The organism is Spiroplasma citri (assembly GCF_001886855.1).
GTDB classification, from domain to species: Bacteria; Bacillota_I; Bacilli_A; order Mycoplasmatales; family Mycoplasmataceae; genus Spiroplasma; species Spiroplasma citri.
Genome location: NZ_CP013197.1, coordinates 1,119,829 through 1,140,381, shown reverse-complemented (window position 1 = coordinate 1,140,381; position 20,553 = coordinate 1,119,829). Strand labels below are relative to the sequence as shown.

Genomic DNA, 20,553 nt, shown 5'->3' with positions numbered 1-20,553 from the left:
TATGCAACAACAGTTATGTATGGTTTGTATTAATAATACTGTTTGAGAAAATGGGTCTCGTTATTGTTGAAATTGTGTTAATGAAAATGTTGTTTTAATTAATCAATATTATTCTAGGTTAGATAATGACTAAGAAAAAATCAGATTGTTATTTATGTAATAGACAAGATATTATTTGTCCTAAACATAAAAAATTGTTAAGGTTAAATAATGACAAAGAATAAAGAAAAAATGATTGTTAAATTAGAGGAATTAATGTTAAGGTCATATTTGGTTTCAACAGATAAAATTACTAACGAGCGATGAGAAGTAGTAAAGGAAAATTGGAATGAAAGTTAAAGTATTAAATTTTTTAAAAAATAATTGATGAAAAATTTTAATTCATATTTTATGAATTATTTTTGGGGCATTATTAATACCTGCTTGTGTTGATGTTAAAGAATTAGAATTATTTTTAAAAAAATTCGGTTTAATAGCAATTTTAATGAATGTTGGATATTTAATGTTTTGAACATTAATAGGTTCTTATATTGTTCAATTAATTTTATGAATTAAAAATAAAGTTAATAATAGAAAAAATGAAAAGGAGGCTGATTAATTTGGAATATGTATCAGAGTAGGTATTTTAATATTTTTTATGGTGCCGATTTGTGCTTATTTTATTGCTGGAATTATAAAAATTATTAAAGAAAAAGAAACATCAATAATTTTAAGACAAAGTAAAAAAAATCGAAAATTAAAAGTTGAATTGGAAAAAAGAAAACAAAAGGAGGTTAAATAATATGATTACATTTTTATATATTATGGTGTTTATTACATTATTTTTGGTTTTAATATTTTATATTGCTGATAGCATTGTAGCGTTTAAACATCGCAAAGAAATTAAAAATAATCGTGGAATTATTAAATCTCTTAAAGAACAAATAAGACAACAAAAAGTTATTAATAAAATTTAATTAGTAATATTTTATATTACTTTTTAACTTTTTAGGGGTTAAAAATATTGATACTAGTTATTAATTTAGAAAAGAAAATATATTTTATGGATGCAGGTACAACAGGAATTATTAAAGCGATTGAGGATTGAGCCGGAACGCTTGCTAAATGAGCCGGAGGTTTTACAACTTGATTTTTAGCTTTTTTGGGTGCAAACGCTATTTTAATTATTCCGATTGTATTAATGTTCGTTGTTTTAGGGATTGAAACTTTGCGAAAATTAATACACGGATATTAGTAGCTTTTAACCCCTAAAAAGTTAAAAAGTATTGAATATTACTGAAAAGAAAGGAATAAATAAAATGTTAGAAAAAAGTGTCTTTGATATTTATATTGGATTTATGCAGATTATATTTGGTGTAGATATGCCACCGGCTTTGGCTTATATTTGTTTTGCTTTGTTTTTAAATTTTATTATTGGTGTTATATTTTGAATATTTAGATTGATATTTAGGGGGGGTTGTTAATGACTTGAAATCAGTTTTTAGATAAAGTTTATCAAGGTTTATATCAGTTTGCTTTTTTTATTCCTGCTAATAAATTAGGTTTGATTGATAAAACTGTTGAATATTATGTCCGTATGGTAGTTATATGATTGTTTATTTTCTTTACTATATGGTTTGTTATTTATATGATTTTTAAAATATGTAAGGTGGCATCTTAAATGTTAAATATTAGAAAATGAATTATAAATTGATATTTAATGAATTGATTTTTTTACATTAATTATGATTGCTTTAAATTGTTTAATTATATTTAAAAAAAATATATTTAGTGGTTGATTAAATATTATTTTTATAGTTTTTGTTTATATATTTAGTATATATGTAATATTTTTATTTTTTAAAGACTTAAAAAGTCAACTTGCATTTTTTAAAACTATTAAACAAAGTCCTATAACAATGGTGATTGGTGATTTAGGTTCTGGGAAAACAGCGTTAGCAACTTATTTATTAATATATTCAAAATATGAAACTAAATATTCTAATTATCCAATTTTTAACAATGATATAGCATTAGGGACATTTGATATGTTTGATAATAATAATTTAAAAAATCCAATACCTTATAGTGAAAGTAATTTAGTTGTTTTAGATGAAATGACTTTATATATTCCCGCTAATGAGGTTAAAGATGGTGCTATGAAAAAATATAGTGGTGTTATTCCCAGTTTGGTCCTTATGTGTCAATATGATATTAATGTTGTATTTATTGGGCAAAGAGAAAAACATCATTGAGTAGAATATTGGGAGTTAGCAAACGCATTATTGTTGCCTTTAGATTGTAAAACACCGCCTTTACAATTTAAGGGAATATTAAAATATTTTATTTGATTTTTTCCTAAGTTTAAATTTAATATTGGTATTTTTAAAGATAAAGATAATTATGATATTTGAAAATCTGAAAGTGTTAAGCGTTCTGCTAATGGCAAAAAAGTAAAATTAAAAAATGCTAGTGCTATTGGTATGCGTAATTTTAAAATTACAGTATCTTTATCAGATGTTATGAATTATGATACAAAATATTTACAATTTGTTAGAGATATTAAAAATGACAGAGTTAAAGATAAATCAATGACTTATTGAAATTATGTTAATTTTGATAGTTTAGAAGATTTAGAAAAAATGGGAGTAACAAGATTAGTTGAAAATTTACAAAAAGTAGGTAATTAATTATGAATTTATTAACGAGTTGGGATGATATTTTTAATGTTGTTATTGATATATTTATGAAGATTATGGATTGAATGTGAACTTTAAAATTGCCAGCAACAGACATCCCTTTATATATTCTTTGAATTATAGGGGGTATTTTAGGAATTGTTATGCGTTTGGTTAGTTCAGCACCACAATTAAGTACAATGTCTCAAAATACCGCTTCTGCCATGTCTACGGGTTTAGGTGCTATTCGTTTGAAAGAGAGCAAACAAATTAAACATATTAAAGCTAATAAAGGTGAAAAATAATGATTAAATTATTATGATTTTTTCTTGTAATAGACATTATTGGTTCTGCGTTTGTTGCAAATATTTTTTTAGCATCAGAGACAGCAATGGCAACAATAAAACAATGGTTTAATAGTTCAAATGAATTTTATAAATTAGTTGCTAATTTATTTATTATTGCAACCCACCCTATTTTTAGATTGTTTATCGCCTTTGGGATTATGCTTATGATTATAAGAGTTATATTTGTGGTTAGATAGAAAGGAAAATATGTTATGCGTAAAAAATATTAAGTTTTTTTTTCTTGTTTTATTAATTCCTTTGGGGGAATATTTCTTTTTAATGGCACTATTTCAGAAAAAAAGACAATTTTAGCAAAAAAACTATCAATGAATTAAATAAATATGATTTACAAAGTACTTTAATGATAAGACAAGATTTTTTTATGCATAATTTAAGTCTTGAAAATTATGATTTTTCCTTTGGTATAAGATTGGCATTGGTGTTATGGAAGAACAACATTTTAAATTAAGTGGAGCAAGTCAAAAATTATATGTTAAATATAGAAAGCAAAAATTAAAAAAAGGTGGTGATAATTAATGACTCTTTTTGCAACAATTATTTTAGTAATTACAATGTTTATGTTATTGTTATTTTTAACAGTTAATACAATATTTAGATCTAAAAATAAGTATTTAATTTGTCCGCATTGTTCTAAAAAAGTAGAATTTAAAGAATGGGGAAAACGAAAAATTAAAAAAGCAGATAAGTCTGTTGAATAAGTTAATATCAATCAAATACTTTCGCAAGTATAAAAATTGATTTTAGTTTTTAGTGTTAATTACTAAAATCAAGGTTAGAGTATGCGAAGGTTTTATTATTAATAGAAAGTATTTTAAGTGAGGTGTTATTAATGAATTTAAATTTATTAACGGGGCGATGCTGATGTTATTAAGCAAATAGCGGATTTTGCTGCTATTCTTGCTAATTGAGCGATTGCTTTTACTAACTGATTTATTGCTTTTTTAGGGTCACATATGTTATTAATTACTCCGTTAGTTTTAATGTTTGTGGTTTTGGGAATTCAAACAATCAGAAAATTAATTCACGGAATTTAATATTTAATAATAAACTCTAATCTTGATTTTAGTAATTAACATTTAGGAAAGGAATAAGAAAAATGCAAAGTGTATGAGATTTATATTATGAATTTATGACAATTATTTTCGGAGTTAATCATCCCGCTATTTTAGATATTGTTGCACGAGAGTTAATTAATGAAGCGCACCAAGAGTTAACAAAAGTACATAAATTTCATGCGGAATTAATTCAACATGAAGCTAATGGTGAGCAATATCCAATGACAGTATTAGTTGTTCATGCCCAAGACCATTTTAATTCAGCAATTATTATTCTTGATCTTGCTGAACATTTAATTTGTTTGTATGAACGGACAGGAAAGGAAAGTTAGGGTGGTTAAGACTAAAAAATATCTGTATTTTTTTGCAATGATTGCTTTTCTTGGCACTTTAATTAGTTTTACAATAATTTGAATGGATAAATGAAATTTAGGAAGTTTTTTAAAACAACTAAAAATAATAAAATTATGTTAATAATTGGATTAGTTTTTATCTTAATTGGATGATTTAATTTTATGATTAATCATCACAAACATTCTTTATGACGATGAATTGTAGTTATAATGTTGACATTAATTGGTATTATATTAATTAATGGAGTCTTAGGATTATTCTTTGGAGGCACTGCACTTATTTTATTAAGTATTGATGGTTCATTAACTGAATATGATTTTCATAAAAATAAACGTAAAGTTTTAGAAACGAATGACAAAAGCGATGGAGAATAATCTTTTAGAACAAGTATATAATTATGAAAAGGCAGTCTATCAAAATACTCAACAAGAACAAAAACGAATTATGGCTGTTGCTGTTCATTTTGAAATTCCAGCAATGCCAACTGAAATTTTTGAAATTTTATATAAATTTTTAAATCAAGATGCTAAAACTAAAATTACAAAAGATAGTTCAACTGGGCAAGTATTTATTCGAAAGTTCAATAATCAAACTTTGCATTGTGTTTTAACCAAAAATCATTATACAAAGGAAATTGAATTAGCAACTTTTATTGACATGAATTTATTTAAAATTAATTTTGATTTAATTAAAGTTAATAATGTTAATAGTGAAATTGTTTATACTGAATCTTGACGTTGACCAACGGCATTAAAAATAAAATATCGTCAAAAGAAATTATTTAAGCAAAAAGTAAAAGATAAAGGTTATGAAATTAAAACGATTATTTTTGAGCAATTAAAATAAGAATAGTTGGAGACCCCAATGTACTTATTAAAGCATGTCCGAGATGTTAATAATAATGTTTTAAATATAGTTATTACTGGCGATAAAATTACTGCTATTTTGTCAAAAAATGAGCTTAGTAATTTTTTAAGGAATAATAATACTTGTAAAATTATAAACTTTGAACCAGATACATATGTTAGTTATGGTTGAATTGATTGTTCGTAAACAAATTAAAAATGATGGGAGACGAAATTATTTTGGTAAACTACCATCATCAGATTGCATTCTCCTTGACTTTATTAAACCATGACGAACATTTAAAATAATTGAGGTTAAATAATATGAAACCAGAAATTGTTATTGCAGTTGATATTGGAACAACAACCTTAAAACTAATTGCATTTGATCAAAATGGCAGAATTATTGATTCTGAATTTTATCAATATCAAATTCAACTAACAACGCCACTAGTAATGCAAAATTTAAATGAATTAGTAACAAATTTTCAATTATTATTGGAGCAATTAACTCAAAGACTTTCGCAACAGTATTTAATTCTTAATATTACTTTTAGTTGTGCTATGCACTCATTTTTACTGTTAGATCATAACCATCAGCCAATCTCTGATATTATTTTATGGACAGATCCTCATTCATTTGGGGAACTAGAAATTCCGGTCGATCTTTTTCATCAAAAAACAGGAATTTTTAGAGGGGGTTTTCTACCCGCATTTAAATTAGGCTATATTAATTTTGAGCTGCAAAAATGATGAACAAAAATTGCTAAAGTTGTTTCAATTAAAGAGTATTTAATTTATTTATTAACAGAGCAATTTGTAATTGATTATGCAATGGCAAGTGGAACAGGATTATTTAATTTACAAACAAGAAACTGAGATCAAGAAATTTTGACAATGTTAAAAGTTTCTGAAAAGTGACTAAGTAAGCTTGTTTCACCACAAACTGTTTTAAGAATTATTAATAAAAGATGAAATCTGCCTGAACAATTAGATATTGTTGTTGGGATAGCTGATGGTATTAGTGCTAATTTAGCAACGGGTTATTATGATCAAGACATATTAACAATTAGTTTAGGAACATCAACTGGTTGTCGATATTTTTGGTTTACAATACCTTCAAAAATTCCGACGAATGAATATTTTATGCTATTTGATGAAGAAATTTATATGCGTGGGTTTACTTCTTCAAATGAAGTTAATAATTTTAATTGATTTCTACAGCAGCAAGATTATTCATTAAATTTTGCCCTTACTGAATTTGCAAAGCAAATTGCAGAACAGTCTCTAACAAATGATTTTTACTTTCCATATTTAGTGAAAGAACGAATTTGAAAAGAATATGACCATGAAAAATTTTATTTAACAACAGCAGCAATTGAACCAAAACAATTAATTCAAATTGTTGTTGAAGGAATTCTTTTTAATTGTAAAAGTATTATTGATAATTTAGCACAAAAAAAATGAACAAAAATTTGTTTAGCTGGTGGTTTCTTTAGCAACTTTTTAATAGTAGAACTATTTAGTAAAATGGTAAATTTTCCGGTTGTCAAATTATTAACATCTGAATTATCAGCTCAATGAGCAGCTTTTATTGGTTTTTTAGCAGCAAAACGTTTTAAAAGTTATAGGGATGTTGAGAAATGACAAAATTAAGATTTGCAAATTAAAAATTTGATTGATAAAGCATTATTTATAAAATATCAAGAATGAAGTAGTTATCGCAAAAAACTTTATCAAAAGTAGTAGGTACTATTTTTCAAGTTTAATAACATTAATTTAATATTTTTCCCTGATTGATATTTAATGTCACCATTTTTATGGGTAAAAACTAATTTGTAAATAAGTTTCTTTGTTTGAGGAATAATTGTTGTTATTCCAAATAAAATTTATCGTTAAAACTTCCAACTATTTCTTACCATCTTCATTAAAATTCTTATTAATATTATGTCAATATTTAGCTAAAATTTCGTAAATTTATTTAATTGATAATTGCTTCATATTATATTTTTCAGTTCATGGATGATTTGATTTGGGTTTATGAGCTTTAGATTTTTGTAATATTTTTTCTGTATTTTTAACTGTTGGAATATATTCTAATAGATTATAAATTTTGTTTTCATACTTAAGATACAATGTTTTATCAAATGCATTAATTATTGTAACATTTGTTTTTGAATTAAAAACTTTTAGTTTTTTATTATCATAAGCTAAGTACTTTTTATTTGCATAACTAATTGATGATCCATTATCTGTTCTTCTTGTTGAAGTTATTGATAAAAGTAAATTAATTTTGTCACTTTCTGGTGCATCAACGAAAGCAGAATTGTTATAATCAATGGGAAGAGCAAAGTGTTTATTGAATTTAGGCAGAAATTCTTTTAAGAACTTATTTGCTTCTTCAAGAGTAGTTACTTTTGCAAGACTTAATTCATTTTTTAGACGATCTTGTAAAGTACCTCATAACCGTTCAATTCGACCTTTTGCTTGAGGAATTGAAGTAGTTATGATTTCGACACCTAATTCATTACAGCATCTGCTGAATTGATTAAAGGTGTCTTTTTCTTCGTTTTTACTATTATTTTTTTGATAAGTAAAAATTTTTCTCTTATCTGTATAAAATGTCATAGGAATACCATAGTTTTTTAAAATTTGATATAAAACATTATAATAACCACTTAAGGTTTCTTGATAATCAAAATATAATCCAACAACTGTATTTGTTGCATCATCAATAACACCATGTAAAAATATTTTAGGATGATTTATTCCTAGTCATAAATGTTCACTAGCATCAGCTTGTAATAATTCTCCAAAACATTTGCGGCGTTCTCTTAAAGGATGTGATTTATCTTTTTTTCTTAATTTCTGTTTTCTAGGAGATTTTATTTAATTTAGAGACATTAAGTTGTACAAAACTGAATAAAAAATTTTTATTTTTTCATTTTCAAGTAATTTTTCTTTAAAATGTATAAAATTAAAATCAATATATTTAGTTTTGTAAAGATTAAGAATATTTTCACAAATTTCTGGTTTTGTTTTGTTATATGCTGTTCTACCACGTGAATGATGGGCAAAGGAAGTCATATTTTGTGTGTCATAAATTTTCATTAATTGTTCAATTCTACGAATAGACAAATCTAAAATTTTAACAGCACGTTTTTTGTTATTTCATTATTAATAACTTTTCCAATAGTTTTATATTTATGTTTTTCTGTCATTGTTAATTTTCTTTCCATAGTTATCACCAAATTAATAATATAAATAATTGCGAAATTTTTGCTAGATAACTATTACGAAATTATCACAAGATAAGGACAAATTCTTATTAATATTATTGACTAAATTTGAAAAACATAATATAATTAATATTGAAAAATGTTAAAGTAGCTAATGCTCACCTATGCCCTTTAGTGTGGTTAATAGGTTTTACAAGATAAAATTAAAGTTTTTAATGATTATTTTAATCATTTAAGAAGATAATTCTTGTTAATGAAAGCGCTACTTTTAAGCGTTTTTTTAATTAATTAAAATGGAGGTATTGGATGAATCAACCCACTAAAAACAATAAAAATATCGAGCAAGTAAATTATGATATTAGAGCACGTGAAGTTTTAATTATTTTAGATGATGGTAACAAAGTTGGTCCTTTAGGGAGAAATGAAGCAATTCGTTTTGCTGAAGAAAAAGGTTTAGATTTATTGTTGGTATCAGCTGCTTCAAATCCACCGGTAGCAAAATTGGTTGATTATGGAAAATATAAATACGAACAAAAGAAAAAAGAAAAAGAAAATAAGAAAAATCAACATATAACTGAAAATAAAGAGATGCGTTTACGAACAGGAATTGGTGAACATGATTTAGAATTTAAAGCAAAAAAAGTGCGTGAATTTCTAACTGATGGGAATCGTGTTAAAATTTCTTTAAAGTTTCGTGGTCGAGAAGTTGCTAGACCTGAATATGGAAAAGAAACATTAGATAAGTTTTTTAGTTATATTGAAGATTTGGCAAAGATTGAAAAAGAACCACAATTAAATGGCTTGTTTTTAGATATGTATGTTGTACCAAAAAAATAATTAATTAAATTAACTTTTAAAAGAAAGGACAAGGAGGAAAATTTATGCCAAAAATGAAAACAAAAAAATCTTTAGCAAAAAGAGTCAAAGTAACAGGAACAGGAAAATGAAAGATTGCGCATGCATATACTTCACATTTAGCCCAAAATAAAAAAACAAAACAAAAGCGTCATTTACGTAAAGCTGGTTTAATGGATCAAACTGATCAAAGTCGATTAAAACAATTATTACAAGGATAAAGAAAAGAAGGGAGTATTAACAAATGGCAAGAGTTAAAGGCGGATCAACAACAAGAAAACGTCGTAAAAAAATTATTAAAGAAGCAAAAGGATATTTTGGAACAAAATCAACGCATTACAAAAAAGCAAAAGAGCAAGTAATGAAATCATGATCATATGCCTTTCGTGATCGTAAACAACGTAAAAGAGATTTTCGTTCATTATGAATTCAAAGAATTAATGCTGCAGTACGTGAACATGATATGTCATATTCACAATTTATGAATGGTTTAAATAAAACTAACATTGAAGTAAATCGCAAAATATTATCAGAATTAGCAATTCATAATCCAAATGAATTTAAAGTATTAGTAGAAAAATCAAAACAAGCGTTAAAAAATTAACAAAACTACTTTTCAAAAAAGTAGTTTTTTATTTTCTTTGTATTATACCACAGACATTTTAAAGATTACAAGAAAATAACAAAAATAATAAAAATATTTATTTATAATAAAAAAATATCATAAAATAAATAAATAAAAAATATAAAATTAAACACACTAAAAAATAATTTATTAAATTTTAATTAATAAATACATATTTTATTATTTTAATAACATATTTTATGAGTTAATTTACATATTATTAATTAATTAAAATATAATAAACTTATTTAGTTTAAACACAAAAACTTAATAATTTAAAATTATTTAATTAAACTTAAACTATTCAAAAAATTAAATGGTGTCTGAAAATTTAAAGACTTATGTACTCTTTCAAAATTATAAAAATAATAATAATCATTTAATTTATTCTGTAACCTAACTGCATTTAATATTTTTTCTTCAAATACAAATAATTTAGTATAATTTTGATGAAACCTTTCAATCTTACCGTTTGACTGTGGAGAGCGAACTGGTGTTGTTTGATGCAAAATATTTTTATCTGTTAAAAATTGAGTAAAATTAGTCTTTTTAACACTAATTTTTTGATTATTACGATAATTATTAATAAATTCAGAACCGTTATCAGTTCTAATCCGTGTTATTATAATACCAAATATATTTTTAAAATCACTAATTGCTTTTTTAACAGCATCAATAGCATTATCAGTACTTAATTTATCATAAACATATCCTAATGCTAATCTTGTTTTTTTCATCAATAAAATCATAAACATAATACTTTTTATCAACTGGAAATTTACTTGGTACAAAATATTTAGCGTCCATCTGTAACAAACCTATTTATTTCTTTAACTTCATATCTTGGATGTTGTTTTTTAATTTCTTTAATTTTATTTTTTATTTTTAATCATCTTTCATCTTTTTTAAGTCAACGAAAAAATGTTTTTAAATTTTTTGGTGCTTTATTTTTTAATTCTTCTCCATGAATTCCTTTTTTTAAATTATAAAACAAAGATAAAACACCACCAGCATGTTTATTGCAATATTCAAAATATAAATCACAAATAATTTTGCGAATATCATCACTATATTGATAATTAATATTATTAGGAATTGTTGACTTTAATAATAATTCAGCAAAATCATTATTTTTATATGCAATTAAAATTTTATTCGCTCAATAATAAAAAGTTGAAAACTTATTTTTAAAATATTTTTTAATTAAATCTTTCAACAAAAAATTACCATTATAATAATCATTACACAAATTAATATATGAAAATATTTTTTGTTTTATTCTTTTATAATATTTATTTTTATAATTTTTACTTAAAAAATTCTTTAATTTTGCTTGTAAATCAAACAAATTAAAATTATTAATAATATATTTCATTATTTTACACCTACCATCAAAAATATATAAAATTAATATTTAATACGAATAATTGATATATAATTGATATTTGATAAAATCAATTATATATAAAACAATAAAAAGGAGCAATCTATATGAAAAAATGACTTAGCATAATAGGAGCAATTGGATTAACCGCAACAAGCACAACAACACTAATAAGTTGTAAAAAAGAAAATAATAATGAAAACGAGGAAAATAATAAACCAGAACCACAATATAATCCACAACAACCACCAAAATATAGTAATTGAAAATTAGTTGATATTAATTGACAAAAAGATAAATATAAATTTGAAAATGAATTTAAAAAGTTAAATAATAAATGATACTTTTTTATTGAATCTGATACATATGGATTTAATAAATATTTAGCAAAAAATAATGGTAATAATATAAAACAAGTAAACGAATGAAATTGAATTCTTCTTTTAAATAATAGAAATTATGCTTATTTTGATGCTTCAAAAATAAAATTAATTTATCGTTGAGATGGTGATGGTGAACCACAAACACCTACTATCGACAAAAACACTGGTGAAATTACTGATTGAAAAGAATAAAAAGAAACTGAATAACAGTTCCTTTTTTATATTAATCGCACAAATTTCATAAAAATAATTAATAAAAAGATATTTGTTATTGTACTATACAATGCTGGATTAAATTTTCATACTTCAAATATTTGAATAAAAAAACTATATACTGTTTCAAAAACCTTACCAACACCGCTCGCTAATTCGTTAACTTGTTTAACTCCCGGAATAGTATTAACAATTCAAATCACCGCATTTTTAATATGAGCACCAAAATCTCATCAACCCTCTGGCGTTACATATTGTACTTGTCATCATTGTTTATCGGGGAACAACCCACCATTATTAATTTCTTGTCAATTATAAATCCCAAAATTAAAATCATAATATCGGTACATATCATTCTCTTTTTGTGCTTGCAATTCAAAAACATTATAACCGATTTTTTGTTCTTCAATTTTCTTATATTGCAAACCATATTTATTTTGTAAGTCACCACCAAAAACATAACCCGAATTTAACTTAATATTATAATTATTAGCAACCGAAAAATCATAATTAAAAACACTACCATAATTATTAATCGTATAAAACCGATTTTTAAATGCTGAATATAATTTAATATCTAACTGTTTATATTTATCTGAAAAATAAAAATATCGTGGGTAAATTTTAAAACCATTATTTACTAATAAACCATATTTTTTATTATAACCTTGAACATAAGTATTATTCTCTAAATCAAAAATCGTACGTAAATAATTAGTATAAAATTTCTGTGAAATCTTAAACATACTATTTAATAATTTATCAAATTGCAATTTATCGTTAATATTCTCACTCAACAAAATATTATTAAAATTTTGTAATTTCAACGCAAAAAAGTTAACTAAAACAGTATCATATTGTAAATTATCAATATATCCATTTTCAATAAACGAACTACGATTTTGAAACACTGGCACCAATGCACTTGCAAAAAACGACTGTAAAAACTTAGATAAATCAAACTGACCGCTAAATTGTTGATAATATTTTAAATCTTTACTATTTAATGATGAATAAATTGAACCATTAAAATTAAAAACTTCGCCCAATCCCGTTCGCATAAAACTAAAATTAAAACTTAAATCATCATTATTAATATTATTTAACTCTAAACTACCAGAAATAATTAAATTTGCTTCATCAACAGTCAAAATCATCCGATAAATTGCTTTTTTAATATTTTTAACATCCAACTCGTCAACCGTCTCAAAATCAAAAATTATCCGCTTTGTTCCAACCTTATTCGGATTTTCATAATCCGCACTACCACCTTGCTGAACTCTAATATTTTCTTGCAAAACAGAATATAAAGATAAACTAATAAATTCTTTTACGCGAGTTTGTTGATAACTATTTCAATCAGTAATTTCACCAGTGTTTTTGTCGATAGTAGGTGTTTGTGGTTCACCATCACCATCTCAACGATAAATTAATTTTATTTTTGAAGCATCAAAATAAGCATAATTTCTATTATTTAAAAGAAGAATTCAATTTCATTCGTTTACTTGTTTTATATTATTACCATTATTTTTTGCTAAATATTTATTAAATCCATATGTATCAGATTCAATAAAAAAGTATCATTTATTATTTAACTTTTTAAATTCATTTTCAAATTTATATTTATCTTTTTGTCAATTAATATCAATTAATTTTCAATTATCTACTTTCAAATTAACTCTTGGATAATGATTTTCTTTATAACGGTCAACATTTTCCACAATTTCTTTCGATACATTAAACATCTTATATTTTACAGCAAAGGCATAAATAAAATCAGTTAAATCATTCAAAAAATTCTCTTTTTTAACATCATAAAATTTTTCAACCATATACTTATTTTTTAAACTATGTCATTGTCGATAATAATTCAAAAATATTTCACCAGGTTTATCATAAACAACTCCGGTTGAATAACTATCTTGTAAAAAATCTAAATACCATTTATCATTAAACAATAAATTTTTTGATGTTTTTAAAGTTGGATTAATAAAATAATTTGTTTCCGACCAATTTTCAAAAAAACTACTGCGTAAAAACATTGTATTAATAAAATCAGTTTCATTTATACCTTTACCAGTACTACTTTCTTGTTTAAGCGTATATTGCTCCTCATTTAAGGGTCTAAACGCCGTTAAAGTAATAAATGGAATAACCAAACCCAAAAAACTTAAAATAAATATGGCAAATAAAGATAACGATTTTTTCATAAACTCAACTCCTAACTATACAATGTTTTTGAAACAATAAACCCAACAATATATAAACTTGATATCGTTAACATTAACGGATGACTAAACAAAACTGCCATTCTGCCAAATAATCAAAACAACCAAGTATCAGAATTATATAAATCCATAATAATATTTTTTGCTGATGTAAATTGATTAACAATAACAGTAATAAAACCAGTACCAAATATCGCAATCGCCGCCACCAATAAAACTAATTTAATCATTACTTAACACCTCTTTTAACTTTTGCTTGTTGTCTAACATTTTGACGCTTAATTTCTCTTTTAACAGTATTAATATCTTCTCGTACAGTTAACGAATATACTTGCGAAACACCATTATTAACTGTCGAACCTAAATTATTATATTGTGTTGATGTACCGTGAATTGCATAAATAGATAATTTAATAACCATAAAAAAGACTAAAAAATAAGCAATCGATGTATTTGTCATCGGTAATTTTGTATTTCAAATTACATCAAAAATAAACAAAAATATATCAAAAACAAAACTAAAAATCTTGTCTCAATTACTATTATTATTTTCAACTAATAAATTAATCATCTTTACTATTTCCTTTCTCTTTTTTAGGTTTTAAATTCTTTTTCAAAATATCAATATCAAATAACTCCAATCGTTTTTAACGCTTAATTTTGTGATTTCCGACCAATAATATTCTTTTTTATTAACAATTTCATCATTCTTTAAATCACGCACAAACTTTAACCATTGACTATCATACTTATTAGCGAATTCAAGGGGAATAATTATTTTAAAAAACCGAATTCCTAACCCAGCATCCGACTTATGTTTTACTCTTTTACCTTCTGCTGTTCGTTCTACTGATTTTGTTTTTCAAATTTCATAATCCGTTATATCTTGAAAAATACCAATTCGCATAATAAAGAAACGATTAAAAAAATTAAACCCTTTCTTAATAACTGGTTTTTTCAATGAAATTGGAATAATAATTCCACTTGCTAACTGGCGAATATTATTTCAAATCATACCCTCACGCTGAGCAGTAAACAACGCACGATGTCCAAAATGTCTCGCTAAAACAATTCACGGTATTTTACCACTATGAACTTTTTTTTCATCGTGAGGACTAGTTCCATCAATATACAAATAACTTTCATCAAATAAAATAACACTATCATCTGGGGGAACCGGTTTTGTTCTATCAGTAAAATCTAAATTTTTAAATGTTAAAACTTTAACTTTATCGTCTTCTAACGGATAATTACTATAAATTTCATCTGTTAATAATTTCATAGTTTGCGACAAATAAGTTAAAAGTAATGTTTTACCGGTCCCTAACTTACCAATAATTACCGATAACGGATTATCTCAAACAAAATTTACTAACCCAAAAGAATTTAACTGATAAAAAATATTTTTTCACAATCATCACACAAAATAAATACACTGCAAAACAAATAATATTCAAAATACTAAACCAACACAATACAAAGAAATTATCCAAAGTAATAAATCAATTAAACTAAACAAAAGCATTGAACCACTAATATAACAATAGTTTTTAAAGAAAAATATAAATTTTTTCATTATTTAAAATACCCAACTATTTTAAAAACCATTCATAATAAAAACCAAGTTAAAAACAAAATCACAATTCAAACACCAACCATCAAAGTTAAATATTCATTTTGCGTTAAATTCCACATTGTAATACTTTCAACATTCGTTTTATCTATAAACAAAAATATATAAATAAAAAACTCTTTTAATTTAATTCAATCATTTTGCATTTTTAAAAACTCCACATTTTTTGAATAAGTTTAAAAAACATTCCAAAAAACAAAACAATAAATAACACAAACGATATAACATATAAAAACTCAGGGGCATTTGCACCAATAATATAACTAACAAATTGAACTCAATAATCATATAAACTCATTTAATTTAAGTCTTTCAAATCATTAATTAATTCTTGTTCTTTTTCAACACTTCAATTTGTTAAATTATTATTGTTATTATTTGCTTTTACTTTTTTAGGTTCACTTGAAAATAAAGCTTTTTTCATTTTAGTAAAATAATTTTGTTTATATTGATTATATAAATTGATTAATTCTGTTCCAGTTAAATACTTTCAAATATGGCGTTTTAAATTTTCATCATACTTTACAATAGGATAAGAATTATCATAAATCAAACCAATAGCTACTTGTTTTGAATGTTTTTCACTCGGATAAATAAACTTATTACTCAGTCAAAAACCAATATGGCGATTATGATTAGGTAAATTAATAAAACTTGCTTTTTCTGTTGTAAAAGGGATAAATTCCTTACTAATAAAATAATTTTCTACATTATGATTTTTCTTAACAAAATTACTCAATTTTATCAACTCCTCGTCTTACTGGTCTTAACATTGTGCCTTTTCCTAATCCTCCAATTATATTTTCTAACGGTAACATTCTTTTCTTTAACAACATAACTTTATATTCTTTAATTTCGCATATATGACATTGAATTATAAAAAATAAAAGAATAAATATTAAAAATAAAAATAAAGAAAAAAGTAAAATACCAACAATTATTTCTCTATTTGAAAACAAAACAAGACCTACAATAATTTCAATAAGAACAATGAAAAATTGAAAATAAACAAAACCAAAAACAAAATTCCTAATAATAAAATCTCTCTTTAATTTTTTACATTCCTTAGTTGTTTTAAATTTTATATCCATAATATAGTCTCCTAACTAAATATTTGTTTAATAAACAATGTTATAAATAATGTTTATATAATGTTTTTTAATTGTAATAAACACTGATTATTAACAATGTTATATATAATGCTAATATATTGTTTATTTAATGTTTAATAAACAATGTTAATAAACAATGTTAATAAACAATGTTAATAAACAATGTTAATAAACAATGTTAATAAACAATGTTAATAAACATTATTAAATATAAAAATAATAAAAATTGGCACACTGAAAAATACTATTTAATTTTTAACAATAGTTATTAAAATATAAAATAATAAGTTTATAATTAAGTTGATATTATTATGGTTTTCTCTCTGTATAAATTATTTTAAATAGAAAGAAGAAATAAAATATCGAAGAAATAATAAATTCATTTTTTACAAATGTAATACCATCTATTTTTTGATTATCATGAATGGTATTACCAATTAAAACAATTATTTCACTAATAATAATTTTAATAATAACTTTTAAATTTATTATTCAAATTTTTAATAAATTAACAAATTTATAAATATTTTTATACAGAGAGAAAACCATAATAATACCTTAAATATAATTAAATTGATATTTTTACACTATACACTGTTCACAAGTTTTAAAAGAAAGTAGGTATATTTATAAAAAATATTATAAAAATTTATTTCCCAAATCTATTACTAGTATGACCCTTAATAGAAATATTCTTATTTTTATTAAATCCTACTAAAAAAATATTTTTCATAACAGACTCAATATTATGAATAATAAACAATATAGATTTATCAACTATAGAAAATATAGTTAAATTTATATGTATAATAGGGGTTTTTATTATCCCAATATTAACGATAGTAATAAAGTTTATTAAAAAATAAATTTGTAAACAGTGTATAGTGTAAAAATAAACAATAAAATTATTTATTTAATTCACATAAAAGCTAGTGTGCCTTAACTAAGATATATGATCGATTATAATAAATATTAAAATCCTTTAACCATAACACGGAAAAAGTTTAAGATTTTAATAATACAAAATATAGCAAATGGAATTAATATAATTCACGCTTCACCTAAGAAAACCATTATCTCAGGTAAAATATTTGTTATACTTTCTTTAACTTTTCATAATGCACTAGATAAACCAGTTCAAATACCAGTCATACCCTCAGACATAGTTTTAGGTGTAGGTGCTGTTAAAAAATTAAACGCTGTTGTTAAATACATACCTAACATTATTTATTACTCTCCTTTCTTTCAATTTCTTTTTTATCTTTTTTCTTTCCTCGAATTTGTTTAATTTTTTGGTAAATTAATAAACCAAAATAAAGAAAAATTGCTAATACAATAACAACACTAAATATTGTCGTTAATCAAGTTGGCATAATACACCTCCTTTCTAAAAACTAAAAAATTGAAATTTGCAAACTCGCTTCGCTCGTTGTCGCTTCGCTCCATTAAAAACACTACTGAATAAATTATCCGCTAATAAATTACGCGGAATAATTTATTCTTTTACTTTTTAATTTCAATATCTTTTGCAATCTTATTAACAGTATTAATAACATTATCTTTACCATACTTTTTCACTAGGGGCCGCAAAATAAAATATTGCTTTGTTTGCATAATTTCAACTCCTCAATTAAAAATATTAAAAAAATTTACTTTCCAAAACTGTAAAAACCAAAAATACAAAATGTATGTGGTTTCTACAGTTTTTTATTTTCTTAAATAGATTATTACTTTGTATTTTTTATGATAAGTTGCTAATTTTTTTAATTAATCATAAAATATTAACAAACATAAGGGGAAAAATAAAAAATGTCAGAAAAATTATCGTTAAAAGAACAAGTTGAAATTTTACCAGCCAAACCAGGGTGTTATTTATTTTACAATAATTATCATCAAGTATTATATGTTGGAAAAGCAAAAAACTTACGAAGTCGGGTTAGTTCTTATTTTAACAAAGTTTATAATTATAAAACAACTCGTTTAGTTCAGGAAATTGTTCGTTTAGAAACAATTATTACAAAAACTGAAAAAGAAGCATTAATTTTAGAACATAACTTAATTAAACAGTATAAACCAAAGTATAATATTTTGTTAAATGATGATAAACATTATCCTTATATTGTAATTACAAAAGAAAAAGATCCCCAATACTTATATGTTCGTAATATTCACCAAAAGTATGCCCGTTATTATGGACCATTCCCTGAGGGAAGTCATGCGCGGGAAATTATTAAAGTTTTAGAACGATTATATCCTTTACGTCGTTGTAAAGGGAATCTTGGAAAACCTTGTCTTTATTATCATATTAATCAATGCTCAGGTGCTTGTGTTAAAACAGTATCTCCGGACTATTACATAAAAATGATTAAAAAAGTTCATAGTTTTTTTAAAGGTAATTTTACTGAAACAAAAAAACTGTTAGAAAAACGAATGTTGCAAGCAGCAGATAATTTACAATTTGAAGAAGCACATAAATTAAAACTTTTAATTCGAAATTTAGATTGAACTTTGTCATCACAAACAGTTGAAATGTTAAATCAAAATGATGATTTAGACGTTATTAGTTTGTATCAAACTGCTGAACATTTAGTTTTAACAACTTTATTTTATCGTGCTGGAAAATTAAGTTATAAAGATTATGAATATTACCATCTTGATTTTGCCGAAGATTGCCAAGAACTATATCGCTTATACTTACAAAATATTTATCAAAAAAATATTTTGCCAACAAAAATAATTGTTAATGAGATAATTGCATTGCCAGAATTAAATTTGTTATTTGATAATCGTGTTTTTCATCCTAAAACACCAATTGAAAAAACAATTATGAAATTGGCGACTGAAAATAGTTATGAATCTTATGTACAATATCAGACAACTGCTCAACGAGAATTAAATAATGCTGAAGTTTTAAAAGAATTACAAATGCTTTTAGATTTATCCGAATTGCCATATTTAATTGAGATGATTGATATTGCTAATATTAATGATGAATTTGTGACTGGTGGTGTTATTGTTTATAAAAATGGTCGACTATCACGAAATGATTATCGTAAATATAATTTAGAAATTCCGGATCAAGATGATACGCATCGTATTGCAGCTGTTGTTACGCGTCGTTATCAAAAAGTTATTCAAGAAGAACAAGCCCTTCCTAATTTAATTATTATGGATGGTGGGATTCAACAAGTAAATGCTTGTTTAAAAGAACTAGCAAAATTAGATTTAGCAATTCCCGTGATTGGGTTAGTTAAAAATAATCAACATAAAACTGATCATTTGCTTAATTTGAAAAAAGAAAAAATATATTTGGATAAAAGTAGTCGTTTATTTTTATTTTTAACAAGAATACAAGATGATGTTCATCATTTTGCAATTACTAGTTTTCGTCGTCGGCAAACAAAAGCTTTGACAACAAGTATTTTAGAAACAATCCCAGGATTTGGTAAACAACGAATTAAATTATTAAATCACCATTTTGAAAGTATTGGTGCGATTAAAAAAGCAAGTGATGCTGAATTATATCAAGTATTGCATAGTAAAAAACTTATTGAAAATTTAAGAAAATTTTTGGAACATTTTGGTAAATAACTTTTTTTGGG

Annotated in this window: 33 protein-coding genes and 2 pseudogenes; 22 read left to right on the top strand and 13 right to left on the bottom strand. The window is 24.0% G+C overall.

What is annotated here, in order from left to right:
- The first annotated feature begins 1 nt into the window (after position 1).
- From SCITRI_RS12195 to SCITRI_RS06495, 17 genes are all read left to right on the top strand, one after another.
- Positions 2-133, top strand: a complete 132-nt coding sequence (locus SCITRI_RS12195) for a hypothetical protein (RefSeq protein WP_257785672.1) — start codon at positions 2-4, stop codon at positions 131-133.
- Between the two features lie 77 nt (positions 134-210).
- The gene (locus tag SCITRI_RS12190) at positions 211-339 is read left to right on the top strand and encodes a hypothetical protein (protein WP_257785671.1); all 129 of its coding nucleotides are present in this window, start codon (positions 211-213) and stop codon (positions 337-339) included.
- The gene (locus SCITRI_RS06550) at positions 329-598 is read left to right on the top strand and encodes a hypothetical protein (protein ID WP_071937689.1); all 270 of its coding nucleotides are present in this window, start codon (positions 329-331) and stop codon (positions 596-598) included. The genes SCITRI_RS12190 and SCITRI_RS06550 overlap by 11 nt, the downstream gene beginning before the upstream one ends.
- A gap of 184 nt (positions 599-782) precedes the next feature.
- Positions 783-956, top strand: coding sequence for a hypothetical protein (locus SCITRI_RS10195; protein ID WP_155522136.1), 174 nt, complete (start codon positions 783-785; stop codon positions 954-956).
- Positions 957-1,003: 47 nt separating this feature from the next.
- Entirely contained in the window at positions 1,004-1,234 is a 231-nt protein-coding gene (locus SCITRI_RS06545) for a hypothetical protein (RefSeq protein ID WP_237237872.1), read from the top strand.
- A 64-nt stretch (positions 1,235-1,298) separates the two neighbouring features.
- Positions 1,299-1,463, top strand: coding sequence for a hypothetical protein (locus SCITRI_RS10575; protein ID WP_167693722.1), 165 nt, complete (start codon positions 1,299-1,301; stop codon positions 1,461-1,463).
- Positions 1,463-1,660 carry a hypothetical protein gene (locus SCITRI_RS06540; protein WP_071937688.1) on the top strand — a complete coding sequence of 66 codons (198 nt, stop codon included), beginning with the start codon at positions 1,463-1,465 and terminating at the stop codon, positions 1,658-1,660. Before SCITRI_RS10575 ends, SCITRI_RS06540 begins: the two co-directional genes overlap by 1 nt.
- Positions 1,661-1,898: 238 nt before the next feature.
- A complete protein-coding gene (locus SCITRI_RS06535; RefSeq protein WP_237237871.1) occupies positions 1,899-2,669 on the top strand; it encodes a hypothetical protein in 771 nt (256 codons plus the stop codon).
- Positions 2,670-2,671: 2 nt separating this feature from the next.
- Entirely contained in the window at positions 2,672-2,962 is a 291-nt protein-coding gene (locus SCITRI_RS06530) for a hypothetical protein (RefSeq protein ID WP_071937687.1), read from the top strand.
- A complete protein-coding gene (locus SCITRI_RS06525) occupies positions 2,962-3,201 on the top strand; it encodes a hypothetical protein (protein WP_071937686.1) in 240 nt (79 codons plus the stop codon). Before SCITRI_RS06530 ends, SCITRI_RS06525 begins: the two co-directional genes overlap by 1 nt.
- Before the next feature lie 339 nt (positions 3,202-3,540).
- Positions 3,541-3,723 (top strand): hypothetical protein, encoded by a 183-nt coding sequence (locus SCITRI_RS06520; protein ID WP_071937685.1) that lies wholly within the window; start codon positions 3,541-3,543, stop codon positions 3,721-3,723.
- Between the two features lie 398 nt (positions 3,724-4,121).
- A complete protein-coding gene (locus SCITRI_RS06515; protein ID WP_071937684.1) occupies positions 4,122-4,412 on the top strand; it encodes a PTS lactose/cellobiose transporter subunit IIA in 291 nt (96 codons plus the stop codon).
- 90 nt (positions 4,413-4,502) lie between these two features.
- Positions 4,503-4,808 (top strand): hypothetical protein, encoded by a 306-nt coding sequence (locus SCITRI_RS06510; protein WP_071937683.1) that lies wholly within the window; start codon positions 4,503-4,505, stop codon positions 4,806-4,808.
- Complete coding sequence (locus SCITRI_RS06505) at positions 4,798-5,280, top strand: hypothetical protein (RefSeq protein WP_071937682.1); 483 nt, start codon at positions 4,798-4,800, stop codon at positions 5,278-5,280. Before SCITRI_RS06510 ends, SCITRI_RS06505 begins: the two co-directional genes overlap by 11 nt.
- 18 nt (positions 5,281-5,298) lie before the next feature.
- A complete protein-coding gene (locus tag SCITRI_RS06500; RefSeq protein WP_071937681.1) occupies positions 5,299-5,487 on the top strand; it encodes a hypothetical protein in 189 nt (62 codons plus the stop codon).
- Positions 5,465-5,602 carry a phospho-sugar glycosidase domain-containing protein gene (locus SCITRI_RS10190; RefSeq protein ID WP_162302569.1) on the top strand — a complete coding sequence of 46 codons (138 nt, stop codon included), beginning with the start codon at positions 5,465-5,467 and terminating at the stop codon, positions 5,600-5,602. The genes SCITRI_RS06500 and SCITRI_RS10190 overlap by 23 nt, the downstream gene beginning before the upstream one ends.
- 1 nt (position 5,603) lies before the next feature.
- Complete coding sequence (locus SCITRI_RS06495) at positions 5,604-6,935, top strand: xylulokinase (protein ID WP_071937680.1); 1,332 nt, start codon at positions 5,604-5,606, stop codon at positions 6,933-6,935.
- 321 nt (positions 6,936-7,256) lie between these two features.
- Here SCITRI_RS06495 and SCITRI_RS06490 read toward each other — a convergent pair.
- Positions 7,257-8,507 (bottom strand): annotated as a pseudogene (locus SCITRI_RS06490) (ISNCY family transposase).
- Between the two features lie 317 nt (positions 8,508-8,824).
- On the opposite strand from SCITRI_RS06490, the gene infC reads away from it, so the two are divergent.
- The 3 genes from infC to rplT are packed head-to-tail and all read left to right on the top strand — an operon-like array spanning position 8,825 to position 9,977.
- Positions 8,825-9,355, top strand: coding sequence for a translation initiation factor IF-3 (gene infC / locus SCITRI_RS06480; protein ID WP_004028189.1), 531 nt, complete (start codon positions 8,825-8,827; stop codon positions 9,353-9,355).
- A 44-nt stretch (positions 9,356-9,399) separates the two neighbouring features.
- Entirely contained in the window at positions 9,400-9,594 is a 195-nt protein-coding gene (gene rpmI, locus SCITRI_RS06475; protein WP_071937677.1) for a 50S ribosomal protein L35, read from the top strand.
- A 23-nt stretch (positions 9,595-9,617) separates the two neighbouring features.
- A complete protein-coding gene (gene rplT / locus SCITRI_RS06470; RefSeq protein WP_071937676.1) occupies positions 9,618-9,977 on the top strand; it encodes a 50S ribosomal protein L20 in 360 nt (119 codons plus the stop codon).
- Positions 9,978-10,279: 302 nt separating this feature from the next.
- On the opposite strand, the gene SCITRI_RS10790 is transcribed toward rplT, so the two are convergent.
- Both SCITRI_RS10790 and SCITRI_RS10785 read right to left on the bottom strand, forming a co-directional pair.
- The gene (locus SCITRI_RS10790) at positions 10,280-10,789 is read right to left on the bottom strand and encodes an integrase core domain-containing protein (protein WP_204305182.1); all 510 of its coding nucleotides are present in this window, start codon (positions 10,787-10,789) and stop codon (positions 10,280-10,282) included.
- Between the two features lie 5 nt (positions 10,790-10,794).
- Complete coding sequence (locus SCITRI_RS10785) at positions 10,795-11,373, bottom strand: hypothetical protein (protein ID WP_204305201.1); 579 nt, start codon at positions 11,371-11,373, stop codon at positions 10,795-10,797.
- A gap of 116 nt (positions 11,374-11,489) precedes the next feature.
- Here SCITRI_RS10785 and SCITRI_RS06460 point away from each other — a divergent pair, with 116 nt between their 5' ends.
- On the top strand, positions 11,490-11,957 hold the full coding sequence (locus SCITRI_RS06460; RefSeq protein ID WP_071937675.1) for a lipoprotein: 468 nt from the start codon (positions 11,490-11,492) through the stop codon (positions 11,955-11,957).
- A gap of 26 nt (positions 11,958-11,983) precedes the next feature.
- Here the strand turns inward: SCITRI_RS06460 and SCITRI_RS06455 are convergent, their stop codons facing one another.
- From SCITRI_RS06455 to SCITRI_RS06410, 10 genes and pseudogenes are all read right to left on the bottom strand, one after another.
- Entirely contained in the window at positions 11,984-14,188 is a 2,205-nt protein-coding gene (locus SCITRI_RS06455) for a spiroplasma phage ORF1-like family protein (protein ID WP_071937674.1), read from the bottom strand.
- A gap of 11 nt (positions 14,189-14,199) precedes the next feature.
- Complete coding sequence (locus SCITRI_RS06450) at positions 14,200-14,436, bottom strand: hypothetical protein (protein ID WP_071937673.1); 237 nt, start codon at positions 14,434-14,436, stop codon at positions 14,200-14,202.
- Positions 14,436-14,777, bottom strand: coding sequence for a hypothetical protein (locus SCITRI_RS06445; RefSeq protein WP_071937672.1), 342 nt, complete (start codon positions 14,775-14,777; stop codon positions 14,436-14,438). Before SCITRI_RS06445 ends, SCITRI_RS06450 begins: the two co-directional genes overlap by 1 nt.
- A pseudogene (locus SCITRI_RS06440) lies at positions 14,770-15,782 on the bottom strand (hypothetical protein). The gene SCITRI_RS06445 and the pseudogene SCITRI_RS06440 overlap by 8 nt, the downstream one beginning before the upstream one ends.
- Positions 15,782-15,985, bottom strand: coding sequence for a DUF2649 domain-containing protein (locus tag SCITRI_RS06435; protein ID WP_015979235.1), 204 nt, complete (start codon positions 15,983-15,985; stop codon positions 15,782-15,784). Before SCITRI_RS06435 ends, SCITRI_RS06440 begins: the two are co-directional and overlap by 1 nt.
- Before the next feature lie 152 nt (positions 15,986-16,137).
- Positions 16,138-16,578, bottom strand: coding sequence for a DUF3627 domain-containing protein (locus SCITRI_RS06430; RefSeq protein ID WP_015979233.1), 441 nt, complete (start codon positions 16,576-16,578; stop codon positions 16,138-16,140).
- Positions 16,571-16,930, bottom strand: a complete 360-nt coding sequence (locus SCITRI_RS06425) for a hypothetical protein (RefSeq protein WP_071937671.1) — start codon at positions 16,928-16,930, stop codon at positions 16,571-16,573. Before SCITRI_RS06425 ends, SCITRI_RS06430 begins: the two co-directional genes overlap by 8 nt.
- Positions 16,931-17,260: 330 nt before the next feature.
- Positions 17,261-17,500: a hypothetical protein gene (locus tag SCITRI_RS06420; RefSeq protein ID WP_015979231.1), complete on the bottom strand. Its 240-nt coding sequence runs from the start codon at positions 17,498-17,500 to the stop codon at positions 17,261-17,263.
- Positions 17,501-17,923: 423 nt separating this feature from the next.
- Positions 17,924-18,175, bottom strand: a complete 252-nt coding sequence (locus SCITRI_RS06415; RefSeq protein WP_071937670.1) for a hypothetical protein — start codon at positions 18,173-18,175, stop codon at positions 17,924-17,926.
- Positions 18,175-18,324, bottom strand: a complete 150-nt coding sequence (locus SCITRI_RS06410; RefSeq protein ID WP_071890527.1) for a hypothetical protein — start codon at positions 18,322-18,324, stop codon at positions 18,175-18,177. Before SCITRI_RS06410 ends, SCITRI_RS06415 begins: the two co-directional genes overlap by 1 nt.
- 436 nt (positions 18,325-18,760) lie before the next feature.
- Here SCITRI_RS06410 and uvrC point away from each other — a divergent pair, with 436 nt between their 5' ends.
- The gene (gene uvrC / locus SCITRI_RS06405; protein WP_071937669.1) at positions 18,761-20,542 is read left to right on the top strand and encodes an excinuclease ABC subunit UvrC; all 1,782 of its coding nucleotides are present in this window, start codon (positions 18,761-18,763) and stop codon (positions 20,540-20,542) included.
- The last annotated feature ends 11 nt before the right edge of the window (positions 20,543-20,553 follow it).